At 35.0% G+C, this 12214-nt stretch carries 13 protein-coding genes; 5 read left to right on the top strand and 8 right to left on the bottom strand.

Annotated features, from left to right (window positions below; translation table 11 throughout):
* The first annotated feature begins 1 nt into the window (after position 1).
* Together BJL90_RS11200 and BJL90_RS11195 are read left to right on the top strand one after the other, a co-directional pair.
* A complete protein-coding gene (locus BJL90_RS11200; protein WP_081561959.1) occupies positions 2-1243 on the top strand; it encodes a lactate/malate family dehydrogenase in 1242 nt (413 codons plus the stop codon).
* Positions 1240-2289, top strand: coding sequence for an NAD(P)H-dependent oxidoreductase (locus tag BJL90_RS11195; RefSeq protein WP_070967944.1), 1050 nt, complete (start codon positions 1240-1242; stop codon positions 2287-2289). Before BJL90_RS11200 ends, BJL90_RS11195 begins: the two co-directional genes overlap by 4 nt.
* Positions 2290-2291: 2 nt before the next feature.
* On the opposite strand, the gene lipA is transcribed toward BJL90_RS11195, so the two are convergent.
* The 3 genes from lipA to BJL90_RS11180 all read right to left on the bottom strand — a co-directional run bounded on the left by lipA (position 2292) and on the right by BJL90_RS11180 (position 4568).
* Positions 2292-3164, bottom strand: a complete 873-nt coding sequence (lipA, locus tag BJL90_RS11190) for a lipoyl synthase (protein ID WP_070967940.1) — start codon at positions 3162-3164, stop codon at positions 2292-2294.
* Entirely contained in the window at positions 3154-3837 is a 684-nt protein-coding gene (lipB, locus tag BJL90_RS11185; protein WP_070967937.1) for a lipoyl(octanoyl) transferase LipB, read from the bottom strand. The genes lipA and lipB overlap by 11 nt, the downstream gene beginning before the upstream one ends.
* A gap of 197 nt (positions 3838-4034) precedes the next feature.
* Entirely contained in the window at positions 4035-4568 is a 534-nt protein-coding gene (locus tag BJL90_RS11180; RefSeq protein ID WP_070967936.1) for a (Fe-S)-binding protein, read from the bottom strand.
* A 182-nt stretch (positions 4569-4750) separates the two neighbouring features.
* On the opposite strand from BJL90_RS11180, the gene BJL90_RS11175 reads away from it, so the two are divergent.
* Genes BJL90_RS11175 through BJL90_RS11165 form a run of 3 tightly spaced genes read left to right on the top strand, consistent with a single transcriptional unit; the run spans position 4751 to position 5731 of the window.
* Positions 4751-4939: a CooT family nickel-binding protein gene (locus tag BJL90_RS11175; RefSeq protein WP_070967933.1), complete on the top strand. Its 189-nt coding sequence runs from the start codon at positions 4751-4753 to the stop codon at positions 4937-4939.
* A gap of 26 nt (positions 4940-4965) precedes the next feature.
* Complete coding sequence (locus tag BJL90_RS11170; protein WP_070967930.1) at positions 4966-5382, top strand: DUF3842 family protein; 417 nt, start codon at positions 4966-4968, stop codon at positions 5380-5382.
* Between the two features lie 19 nt (positions 5383-5401).
* Positions 5402-5731 carry a DUF8180 domain-containing protein gene (locus tag BJL90_RS11165; protein WP_070967928.1) on the top strand — a complete coding sequence of 110 codons (330 nt, stop codon included), beginning with the start codon at positions 5402-5404 and terminating at the stop codon, positions 5729-5731.
* Between the two features lie 22 nt (positions 5732-5753).
* Here BJL90_RS11165 and BJL90_RS11160 read toward each other — a convergent pair whose 3' ends face one another.
* From BJL90_RS11160 to gcvH, 5 genes are all read right to left on the bottom strand, one after another.
* Entirely contained in the window at positions 5754-6440 is a 687-nt protein-coding gene (locus BJL90_RS11160; protein WP_070967925.1) for a DUF3786 domain-containing protein, read from the bottom strand.
* 42 nt (positions 6441-6482) lie between these two features.
* Positions 6483-7658 (bottom strand): SpoIIE family protein phosphatase, encoded by a 1176-nt coding sequence (locus tag BJL90_RS11155; protein ID WP_070967922.1) that lies wholly within the window; start codon positions 7656-7658, stop codon positions 6483-6485.
* Between the two features lie 3 nt (positions 7659-7661).
* Positions 7662-9380, bottom strand: coding sequence for a [Fe-Fe] hydrogenase large subunit C-terminal domain-containing protein (locus tag BJL90_RS11150; RefSeq protein WP_070967919.1), 1719 nt, complete (start codon positions 9378-9380; stop codon positions 7662-7664).
* A 218-nt stretch (positions 9381-9598) separates the two neighbouring features.
* Complete coding sequence (acsV, locus tag BJL90_RS11145; protein WP_070967916.1) at positions 9599-11542, bottom strand: corrinoid activation/regeneration protein AcsV; 1944 nt, start codon at positions 11540-11542, stop codon at positions 9599-9601.
* Between the two features lie 277 nt (positions 11543-11819).
* Positions 11820-12191 (bottom strand): glycine cleavage system protein GcvH, encoded by a 372-nt coding sequence (gcvH, locus tag BJL90_RS11140; RefSeq protein ID WP_070967913.1) that lies wholly within the window; start codon positions 12189-12191, stop codon positions 11820-11822.
* Positions 12192-12214 lie beyond the last annotated feature (23 nt).

Here is a 12214-nt window from a genome sequence, read left to right as displayed (position 1 = left end):
ATTGTATTATTACAAGTGCTTAGATAAATTATTGTTGTCATCTCATGAATATACGACACTTCAACCAGCAGATGAAAGCGAAGTGAAGCAGTATCCTGGAATCCTCTACTATCTATACGCCATGGACCCCTTCACCACTAGAAAGTCCTTCTCTATTTCCGATGCTTCTCTGCTTTATTTAAAAGAAGAAGGGCTCCATCTGCTACAATTTCATCAACAGCAGGAAGAAGCCCTTCCCAGCTGGTTACTTAAAAAAATAGAGGAAAGAAAAGTGATGGGAATAAACACTGCCTTTCCCAACTGGCGGGTAATGCTTCATCATCAACCTCCTCAAAAGTGGAGAATACATATTGCAGGATTAGGAGATGTGGGGGGAACACTGCTTACTGGTCTTCGGCTATTAGGAGGTGCTTACATTGATGCCATCGGTATTTACGATAAAGCATCGGATAAATTAAAGCGTTGGTGCTATGAGGTCAATCAGGTATATTCCTCAGGAAATCATTGTTTTCCCGAGATAGATGCTATTACAGAGGATGAGATGTTTCGCTGTGATATGTTTGTATTCTGCATTGCTAAAGCTGTTCCCCCTATTGGTGAAGAAGCAAAAGATGTTCGTATGATTCAATTTGAAGAAAATGCAAAGATCATAAGAACCTTTGCTAAAAGGGCTCGAACTGCTGGTTTTAAGGGGATTTTTGCTGTTGTTTCTGACCCCGTGGATCTCCTCTGTAAAGTAGTACTTGATGCTAGCAATACAGACGAATTGGAGAACTATGATTTTCAAGGTCTAGCTCCTGAACAAATCAGAGGCTATGGCCTCGGAGTGATGTATGCCCGTGCTCTTTATTTTGCAAAAGAAAATCCCAAAACCTCCCATTTTATGGAGGAAGGAAGAGCTTTTGGACCCCATGGAGAGGATCTTATCATCGCTGATAGCATTGAAAACTATAATGAAAGCCTTTCCCTTTACCTAACCAATAAGGCTAAAACTGCCAACCTAGAAATAAGAGACCTAGGCTTTAAACCTTATATTGCCCCTGCCTTATCTTCTGGTAGTCTGTCTATTTTAGCCACAATTAAAGGTGATTGGCATTATAGTGCTACCTATATAGGAGGTGTTTATATGGGCTCAAGAAATCGTTTAAATTCCTCTGGCGTGGAAATAGAGAGATTATCTCTGCCAGATTTGTTGTTCAATAGACTGAAAAACACTTATGATAACCTGAGGAACGTCCTATGATTTACTTAATCATACCCGGTGAGGTTTCTGAACAGTTATCAAATATGGCGGAGGCTGCCACAAAAGGGATGCAAGTGAAATTAATTAGAGAACACCAAGACTTACCTAACCTAGCAAAGAAAAAAATCCTCTTTGCCGTTGAGTTAGATAAATCAGGTATCAATATACCTCTATTTAAGATACTTTCTTCCCTTCATCATCGTGGGTGTGATGCTTTAGCAAATACCTCAGCCGCTTTGCTGGTTCATAGTGCTACTGAACTATATACAAAAAATATTGCAAAGTCTATTGTTTTTAAAACCAACCAATTAGGTTGTAGTTTTATGGGTCATCCATTGGTGGAGGCCACCGCAACCTTAAATAATTTTCTTACATGGCAAAAGAGCCTTAAAAAATCCCTAGAGACCATTGCTTTAGAACTATCTTTTACTTTAGGTCAAAGGCTTATCAACTATAAGCCCACCCTCATTAAAAAACCTAAAATCTTAGCGCTTCATGCCAGCTCTAAGAGCACCTCCAATACCTTAATGCTATGGCATATGGTAAAAGAACATTTAACCGACTGTGAGATTGAAGAGTTCCATGTAGAAAATGGTACTGTTCTAGACTGCGTTGGCTGCCCCTATAATACCTGTATGCACTTTGGGCTAAATAGCAGCTGTTTTTACGGAGGAATTATGATTAAAGAAATTCTTCCTGCCATTGAAAAATCTGATGCCATCCTATGGATCTGCCCTAATTATAACGATGCAATTTCAGCAAATCTCATGGCGGTCGTTAATCGGCTTACAGCCCTCTATAGAAAAATAAGCTTTTATGATAAAACCATCTTTGCTATCATTGTATCAGGAAATTCTGGCGGCGATGTTGTAGCGGAGCAATTGATTGATGCCCTCACCATCAATAAGGGTTTTAGGCTTCCTCCCAATTTCGCCATGATAGAAACTGCAAATGATCCAAAAGCTATATTAAAGGTTGAAGATATTGAAAGCAAAGCTATGAGATTTGCAATGCATGTTCTTTCCAATATAAAAACCTATGACTAATCTCATAGGTTTTCTTTTTGTTGTAGCGTATCAAAGCCCTTTGCAGCATTATAAGAACTTCTTACAAAAGGTCCACTTTCTACAAACTTTATTCCTCTTTTTTCAGCTTCTTCTTTATAATATTGAAACTTTTCTGGTGTAACATACTCCTGCACAGGAAGATGTTCTCTCGTAGGTCGTAAATATTGACCAAAAGTCAATATATCACATTGAATGTTGACTAAATCCTCTACAAGTTCCATAACCTCTTCATCTTTTTCTCCGAGTCCTAACATAATACCTGTCTTTGTAAGAATAGATGTATCCTTTGCTTTTACCCTTTGCAAAAGTTCCAGGGAACGATGATATTGAGCTTGTGGTCTCACCACACTATATAAAGGGGCTACAGTCTCTAAATTGTGATTGATAATTTCTGGCTTAGCATCTATTATTTTTTGTATGGAAGCTTCTTTTCCAGTAAAGTCTGGAACCAATACTTCGATGCTAACTTTAGGATTATAGTTTCGTACTTCTTTAATCGTATTTACAAAATGTCCTGCTCCACCGTCCTCTAAGTCATCCCTTGTTACAGAAGTAATTACTGCATGCTTTAACCCTAGTTTTTTTATAGCTTTAGCAACGTTTTTTGGCTCCTCTGGGTCTGGGCTACTGGGCTCACCTTTTGTAACAGCACAAAACTTGCACTGTCTTGTACATACATCTCCTAAAATCATAAAGGTTGCAGTTTTATTTTTAAAACATTCGCCAATATTAGGACACTTTGCTTCTTGACAGACGGTATTTAAAGATAAAGATACTAACATTTCTTCCATTTTGTTTAAGCTCTGCTTTTCTGGAAGCTTTCGTATGAGCCACTCGGGTTTTTTATTTACCATAACAATCCCTCACTTCATTTAATGTTGTCTCCACCAGTTCTACATCAAAAATTTTCTCAAAACTCTTTTTCACTTCCTCTATAACCTCAGTATATTTCACCTTCTGATTTATCTTGTTAATAGAAGTTACGCCAAACTCTCTGATACCGCAGGGATTGATGAGATGAAAATCTTCTAGATTGGTATGGTGATTTAAAGCAAAACCATGCATTGCAACCCATTTTTTTAATCGAATACCAATCGCACAAATTTTTTCATTCTCTACCCATACGCCTATATACTTGTCTTTTCTACCAGCGGATATCCCAAAGGTTTTTAAAGAATCGATAATGGTTTCCTCTATTTGATGCACATACCAATGCAGGTCTTTTTTAAAGGCCTTTAAGTCTAGTATTGGATATCCCACAACTTGTCCTAAACCATGATAGGTGATTTTTCCTCCACGATCGCTTTCGTAAATCTCTATGCCCCTTTCTCTAATCTCTTCAGTAGAATATAAAAAGTCCTTATAAGTGCCACTTTTTCCAATTGTAAATACAGGAGGATGTTCCACCAGCAAAAAAACACCTATTAAGGCTTCGTTATCAAGGACATAGTTTAATAACTCCTTTTGTAACTCATAAGCCTCACCATATCTTATTCGGCCTAAGTTCATCACTAAAACCTTCTTCACCTTGTCCCTCTCCCCTTATTTATGTAGTTTCGCTACGTTTTTTATCCAAAAACGAAACCGTAGCCCGTAGGTATTAAAATTCATAGACATATGCTTTAAAAATCAAATTTTCATATATACTTCCTCCAAAACCGCCGGTTGCAAATGTAGCTCTTAGTATAGGCGTACATCTAAAAGAAAACGTTTTTTTGTAATTTTTAGGATGAATACCCCATCATTTGGACAAAATCTTCAATAACTTCTAATTTTTCCTTATAATTACCTTCATATAAAGGCAGACATTTTTTTGCATTTTGCTGACCACTGAGTAATTTAGATGCAAAAGCGATACAGGTGACTTCTCCACATCGCCTACAGTTTAGCTTTGGTAAATAGCTATAGATTTCAATGGCAGTAGGCTTTGAGCGCATTTCATCTAAAGGCTCTATTTGGTCTTTTTTTTCATGTGTCTCATTGATGATGTCTTTAATATAGTCGATAATCTCGTAAGCATCTGTCTCATTAACCGCTTTAGCTACTGCTAGTTTATCTCTATATAAAGTGATAATTCTAAATTCTTTTCTTAAAGTTAGGCTAGGTATATTTTTATTATAGATAACATCCTTTAAGGCACCGTTTATGTAAGGAAATATTTCTCCAATATCTCTGCTAAACTTTGCTTTGAACCTGACTTTAGAACTATCGGCAACACAAGATTGTATATAAGTAATAGTAATATCATCTAAATACATTGTTTTTCCCCCTAACACTTTAACGTATCTACTAATAACTTATCTTTTTTTTAATGTTTTGTCAATATTTTAACCTATTTAGTGGAAAACTTCCATTGACGCTATCTCCTTAATTATGATATGATTTTAACAAGGATACATAGCATCTTCACAAGTTTTCAAAAGAAATGGAGGATTGTAAAATGTGTGAATCAGCTGCTTATTTAATTACCGATAAGGGCGAACAAAAAATAATGGAAAATGTTGTCTATATGAAACCTGAGAATGGCAAAGTATATTTAGCAGATCTTCTAGGGGAACAAAAGATCGTAGAGGGTATTGTAAAAGAGATCAAATTAATCGAACATAAAATTATCATCGCAGAGAAGTAAAATATTCAACGTCGGGGGATTAAAAGATGATTATTGCGGTAATAGACGGTATGGGGGGAGGAATTGGCGGTCAAATTGTCAACCATTTGAGACAAGAACTTCCTTCTCATTTTGAGATTTATGGGTTAGGGACAAACGCTACAGCTACTTCTCTTATGTTGAAAAACCATGCTAACAAAGGTGCTACTGGTGAAAGTGCTATTTTGATATCTACCAGAAAAGCTAATGTTATTATTGGACCTCTTTCCATCGTTATTCCTAATTCTATGATGGGAGAAGTTACCGATAAAATAGCAACCGCCATTGCTGATGCTGATGCCTTTAAGATACTACTTCCAATTGTGCCAGAAAATTTTGAGTTAGTAGGTTTAGAAAATAAACCTTTAATGCTTTTAATTAAGGATGCTATTAAACGCTTAAAAAAAGAGTTTAATATTAAATAAAATTACGGGAGGCTATATTATGTGTTGTAACGATAACAACCACACACACGAACATCATCATGAGCATACACATACCCATTCTCATGACCATCACCACGACCATGATCATCACCATCATCATGATGGATGCTGCTCAGATGACAGTCACTTAAGTCAAGATGAAAAGACTTTAAGAGTATTATTGGTTCACTGGATTAACCATAACAGAACCCATCAAGATAGCTTTTTAGAATGGGTGGATAAGGCTAAAAATATGGAAAAAGAAGAAGTTGCAGTTCATATTCAAAAAGCAGTAGAATTTATGGAAAAAGCAAATGAAATGCTGATAGAAGCGAAAAAACATATGTAGGGATCTCCCTACATATGTTTTTTTACTTATACTGACCATGAAATGGTTGTTTTTCATATAACCCCTTCCAGGATGGCAAGACACCATGTCCTTTAAAGGTATCAACTGCTGCTTCCCCCACCACGGCTAAGTCCTCTGCATCAAAATAGTAGGATGCATTTAAATCAAATAAAATGTTTGCTGAGGCAGAAACTTCTTCATCCCCTTGCCATAGAATAAAAGTAACATATACATTATTTAAGAACCTAAATCGATATCCCCCATCGCCTATATTTATCCTCTCAGCACCTATTTTTTCAGCAGCAGTGTGAAAGGCTTCGATATCATTTCCGTATATTTTTGCCAATTTTAGTATGGTTCTATTATAAAAATTGCTATAATAAACATGTCCGCCAGGAATCTCTTTATAAGTGATACTTTTATTGGTGGGAGGTATCCCTTTAGCATTTACAAGATATCGTAGAAAAATAGTTTTTATTGCATAGGAACCAACTTTCTCATTACTTTCCTCCACAATGACTTCTCCAGCAGGATATGTTACAAGATAATTCTTTTCCATCATTTTTACTGTAAAAAATTTTTTATCTTTCTGGTATAAAGTTCCAGACAGTTCTGCCATCTCTACTGGATCACAATCTTTATAAATATTTCTAATATACTCATAAGGAACTTTTCCTTGGCGATCTTCTTTTACCGCTTGTATATCCATACCTATTCCCCCTAGCTTAATTTTAAATCTATATAGCTTTCTTTAAAAGTAATAGACACTTACTGTTTTGCCTAGCTTTCTTAAAGTATTTATCATTTCTCCAACTATTTTAAATTTTTTCCCTAATTTTGAAGAAATATCGTTTTCTTTGTGGGCTAGATTTAAAGAATGACCCAGAAAAAAATTTACATGGGTTGACTGATGCAGTAGTCTTCTGGCTAACATGGCCGCTCCATTGTATTGCTGCAACTCTTTCATGCTTTCCACTGATATAGGTTTGTTTAAAATATCTTTCAAAAGCTTTAGGGCTTGTTCCATCGTTAAAACCCCCTCAGTGATTAAGTCGATTCCCTCCATATAAGAAATTGGTGGTATCTTCGCTGTGAGCGTCTCTATGTCAACCGTTAATTCTTTTCCTATCTCCCTGCCTACAATATTGGCAGCTGTTCCCCCGCATATAATTTTTCTGCCTAAACTTTTCATAAAATTATCTACTAAAATAGCATCTCTTTCCCTCAATATCGGCGGGCCAGTAAATATGCTAATAAATTCTGGTTTTTTTAATTTTATCGTCAATACACTGGCATCATCTCCAGGCTTTTCTTCATATAAGTCATTGCAGATAGAGGTCAAAGATTTGCAGATCATCAAGGCATTTCTACTGGGACATATAGATTCTAGATATTGCGCCACATGTTCCCATTCCCAACCGTAATTCAATATTTCACCTACCCCTGCATGGATGATACCATCAGAGACCATAGTAATACAATCTCCTCCTTGTAGTTGATATTGAAATTCTGTGATTTTTTTACCATTTATCGTGCAAGTCTTCCCTTCCATCCTAGCTATAGCATTTTTTTCTTTTGCGTAGTAAAAAGGTAATGGATTATCAAATATCGCAATATAAGCCTCTCCATTGTTTTTAATGTATAGAATAGAAAAGGTAGAATATGCTATGTCTCTAACCTTACATATTGGCAGCGTACTTGTAACTGTATCTATAACTTCTGATAGACTGGAACCGTGTTTTAACATAGTAGTAGCAATTTTTGCTGTAAGTGTTGATAATATATTGGCTTTAACACCTGTTCCAAGACCATCGGACAAAACAGCAATAATAGCATCCTCAGTCCTAACAACCTCCACTTGATCACCACATAATTCCTCATTATGCTTGTTCAATAAATCATAGCCTACTTCTATATAGTAGTTCATCTACTAATCACCTGACTTTTCCATTGTTAAGTCTAAAAATCTCTTTAAAATTACCTTTGTCTCAGCGGTTGTTTCCCCCAAAACGCTACAAATTTCCTGTGCAATTGTCATTTGTTTTGTTATTACTTTTTGTACCATCTCAGCAGTATTCTGCCTCACCTTTATCAATTCTTTTTCTCTTTGTTCTTCTTTTGTTATGTTGTTAAGAACTGCTAAAACAGCATTCTGCTCTTCGATATAAACCAAGTTTTGAATCACTGTTAAGTTTTGCATCTCTAGATAGACTTTTTTGCCAGTGATATTTTCTTTTGTTTCAAAAACCTTTAAATAGTCCACGTAGTCCAAAGCACTAGCTAAATGCAGCTGATTATTTTGGTTCTTTTCTATATTTAAGTATTTTATAGCTGCTGGATTAATGCTCAAAATTTTTAAGTTTCTATTTACTAGAAAAATAAAGTTTGGCGAATGTTCGAACAACACATTCGATATTGTTTCACATTTATTACGTATATAGGGCAAACACATATCCGTTTTATCCATACCATTATAAACAGCGATGGCTTTTTCACGACATGTATCATAGCCACATGTACCACAATTCAACTCGTCATCTTTTTTAAATTTACCCATTTGCTTTAAAATTTTTCTTAACTCTAAATTGCTAGGTAATATATTCCTTACCCTCTTATCAAAGAACTTTCTATGGTAATCTTCTAATAATTCGTCACTTTCTTCATAGGAAGAACTGCCTGTGATTTTTGCATAACGTTTGATTTGTTTTATTCTTGAGAAAAAACTCTCTGAAGACTCATGAAAAGTTGATCCACCAATACATCCATTTAAACAAAAATTAATTTCCACAATAGCAGGATCTAATTCTCCTTCCCTCATACTGTCCAAAACCTCTTTGGTATTTTCTTCCCCATGAACTTTAATAAAATCTTTATCACCCTTCAACCCTTCTTCTACGATTGAGAGCCCTAAAGCTGAATAAATTTTACTCTGTCTCGAGCCCTCATCATCAAAACGCCCTTCTTCTAAATTTTCTAAAGTAATTCCTTCTGAAGTCAACCATTCCTTTAATTCTTTAAAGCTCACAACAGTATCCAACAGCTGAAGGTCTTGAAAATATTCATCATTCGCTTCAACCCTAGCCCCAATACAGGGACCAAAAAATACTATTTTACTTTCTGCGCCGTATTTTTTCTTAAGTAAAGCAGCATGAATCATCATAGATGGAAGTATAGGCAACATATAATCTATCAGTTCAGGGTAATACTTTTGAATCATCAAGTTCACAGTAGAACAGTTAGACGTAATATAATATTTCTGTTGATTTTTACGCCAAATTTCATTGTATTTCTTTAAAAGTATATCTGTCGCTACAGAAGTTTCTTCTATATAGTGAAATCCAATTTTTCTTAACACAGTTATTAGCTTTTTATAATTTTCACCAAAATAAGCGACAAAAGTAGGATCAATCGTTGCTACTAAAACTCTATCATTTGAAATAAAAGATTTTACTCGCATAAAACTATTTGCCATCTCTTTATTATTTTGTGGACATACAGTAAAACATTTACCACAGGCAATACACCGGGTTGGAGATATTTCTGTTGTATTTTCTTTTAAATAAATTGCCTTTACTGGACAAGTCCTAATACATTTATAACAATCTTTACAGGCATGTTCTGATAAGGTTAATTCATAGTTATCCTTCACTTTTTATCCCCCTTAATCGCTTCAAACATATTTGTAGATATACATCTATATATTTAATATACTAAGGACTTCATTTGTAGCCATTGGCTAGGTTTTACCTAAGCCTACGGTCTATAAGCTTATCTTAAGTATATCATATTTTCATAAAAAAAGATTTCCTTAAAGCATTTCAGCAGCTTTAAAGAAATCTTTCAGTATTAAAATATTTTTATAGCACCTTAGCAAATTTTATTATTTTTTAGGATTTTTTCAACAGTAGGAAAGCGTTCAATATCCGTGTGAGGTAAAAAACAAGCAGAAATAAATTCATCCATATAAGTTGGATACACACTTAATTCTATATAGGTCATTTGATTTGAAATTTCCTCAAGTTTTTTTCTTGCATCTTCACTCATTAGTGTAAGATAGCATCCCATCAAAGAACTATTTCCTATATATACAAACTTTTCTTTTTCTATATCAGGGAACAGCCCTATTTCTATTGCTCTATCAATAGAAAGACTATTACCGATTCCACCAGCAATATAGATTTTATCAATAATAGATATATCCATCCCTAGACTAGTAATTAATGTAGAAACCCCAGAATATACCGCACCTTTTGCCTTAATAAAATTATCAATATCAATCTCCGTGATGGTAATATCCTCATGGATATCCCACTCTTCTTTAAAGGCTAGCACATACTCTCCAATGTTGTAGTCATCAAATCGTACCCTATTGCTATCAAGGTTTCTATTAAGCTTTCCTCTTCTATCAACCAAACCCGTTTTTAACATTTCTGCAATAAGATCTATAATTCCCGATCCACATATCCCCTTTGGTTTTTCATTGTTAATGATTGTAAGTTTTGGTTTGAAGGTACCTGCTTCTATTTCTACTCTTTCAATAGCACCGCCTGCAGCTCGCATTCCAGAGCTGATTTCGCCTCCTTCAAAGGCTGGACCAGCTGAGCAGGCACAGGTAACCATATAATCCTTATTACCAAAAACAATCTCACCATTGGTTCCTAAATCAATCAATAATACATTTTCGTCTGAAGTCCATATTCCTGAAGCTAAAACCCCTGCAGTAATATCGCCACCTACATAACTAGCTATGGAAGGTGTTATATACAAGAAGGTTTCAGAGTTCATTTCTAATTCTAATTCAGAAGCTTTAATAAAGGGTGCATTTGAAAAAGTAGGGATATAGGGTTCTAGTCTCAAATAATCAGGATAAATCCCCAGTAATAAATGAGACATCGTGGTATTCCCTGCTGCAACAAAAGCAATAACTTCTTCTTTATCTATGCCTGCATCATGATACATCTTCACTAACAATGGATTGATGGTTTCATGTATGACAGCGTGGCTTAACTGTTCTAAGCCCTTATTTTTTGTTGCATAAATAATTCTATGAATGACATCAGCCCCATACTTCATTTGAGCATTTCCAGCTGAAGCTTTCGCTAAAAGCTCACCTTTATAAAGATCCACAAGGCATGCAGCTACTGAAGTGGTTCCAATATCCAGCGCTATCCCATAAAGCCTATCTGTGGTATCTCCAGCTTCTATATTCACAATCATTGTTCTATTTTTTCCTCTAGGTATATGGGTAATAGTAACCTCAAAGTCACTTTCCCTTAGTATAGAAGGTATTTTTCTTAATATAGGTAATCTGCAGAATACTTTTGAGTATCCTAATTGATTTCTTAAATATCTTTTCATCCTATCCCAGTCCGAAATGTTATCATCAAGGGTAGGTGCTTCTATCATAATATAATCTTTTTTTACATAGGAAGAGAATTTCATGCCATTATCTAAAATTTGAGCCTTTGCTCTTTCAAAAATTTCTTTATCCTTTGGTCCCGATAAATCTTCTATTTTCATCCCTGCTAGATAAGAGGATTTACCTTCAACAACTTCAACCACTATATCTTCTATTACTTTTGTACCACAGGCTAGTACATATCCTGCCTGCAGTTCTTCTTCTTTAATATGGCGATTTGCCTCTGTCTCCACATTTCCTTGTATAATTTTTACTTTACATTTTCCACAGGAAAGACTACCATTACAAGGAGCATCAATAAAGATATTTTCCCTTCTAGCAATTTCCAGTAAATTTTCACCTATTCTTGCCTTGATTTCGATTCCTGCTGGTATAAACTTTACATTTATCATCTAAATACCCCTCCAATAATACTTGCCAGGATAAAGCGAGGCAATAGGATCATGAAAAAAACAAACAATTTCTGCAAGATACAACTTCACTTTATCACATAGATATACGCCTTTATACTTTAATTTTAATATACATACGCTCCAACAGGTTTTCCTTGACTAAAAAACTTAGTCCAAAACTATAATGTAGTCCTTCGTATATTAAAATGCATAGGCGTATATCTATGTTAGCATGCTATCTTGCAGAAATCAATTTTTCATTTAAGCAAGCAAAAAATTATTCTAATACTCCTTGATAATCTTCAGCGTTTAATAAAGCATCTACCTCAGCTGCATCAGCTAATTTAATCTTAACAATCCATGCGTCATAAGGTGCTTCATTGATGTATTCAGCTTCATCATCTAACTTTTCATTGATTTCTAAAACTTCTCCAGATATAGGTGCTATTAAGTCAGATGCTACTTTAGAAGATTCAACTACTCCGAACTCTTCTCCAGCTTTCATTTCATCTCCTACTTCTGGCATTTCAACAAATAGCACTTCACCTAATTGCTGTTGTGCATAGTCTGTAATACCAATTAAAGCAGTATCTCCCTCTACCTTTACCCAAGTATGTTCTTTATGATATTTTAAGTTTTCTGGATACATATTTAAAACCCTCCTTAAATTTT

The organism is Clostridium formicaceticum (genome assembly GCF_001854185.1).
Classification (GTDB): Bacteria; Bacillota; Clostridia; order Peptostreptococcales; family Natronincolaceae; genus Andreesenella; species Andreesenella formicacetica.
This window is presented reverse-complemented; position numbering and strand designations above follow the sequence as displayed.

Coding starts and splice junctions, on each gene's coding strand:
- BJL90_RS11195 (WP_070967944.1), top strand. CDS start 1,240: ATGATTTACTTAATCATACCCGGTGAGGTTTCTGAACAGTTATCAAAT.
- lipA (WP_070967940.1), bottom strand. CDS start 3,164: ATGGTAAATAAAAAACCCGAGTGGCTCATACGAAAGCTTCCAGAAAAG.
- BJL90_RS11180 (WP_070967936.1), bottom strand. CDS start 4,568: ATGTATTTAGATGATATTACTATTACTTATATACAATCTTGTGTTGCC.
- BJL90_RS11175 (WP_070967933.1), top strand. CDS start 4,751: ATGTGTGAATCAGCTGCTTATTTAATTACCGATAAGGGCGAACAAAAA.
- BJL90_RS11170 (WP_070967930.1), top strand. CDS start 4,966: ATGATTATTGCGGTAATAGACGGTATGGGGGGAGGAATTGGCGGTCAA.
- BJL90_RS11165 (WP_070967928.1), top strand. CDS start 5,402: ATGTGTTGTAACGATAACAACCACACACACGAACATCATCATGAGCAT.
- BJL90_RS11160 (WP_070967925.1), bottom strand. CDS start 6,440: ATGGATATACAAGCGGTAAAAGAAGATCGCCAAGGAAAAGTTCCTTAT.
- BJL90_RS11155 (WP_070967922.1), bottom strand. CDS start 7,658: ATGAACTACTATATAGAAGTAGGCTATGATTTATTGAACAAGCATAAT.
- acsV (WP_070967916.1), bottom strand. CDS start 11,542: ATGATAAATGTAAAGTTTATACCAGCAGGAATCGAAATCAAGGCAAGA.
- gcvH (WP_070967913.1), bottom strand. CDS start 12,191: ATGTATCCAGAAAACTTAAAATATCATAAAGAACATACTTGGGTAAAG.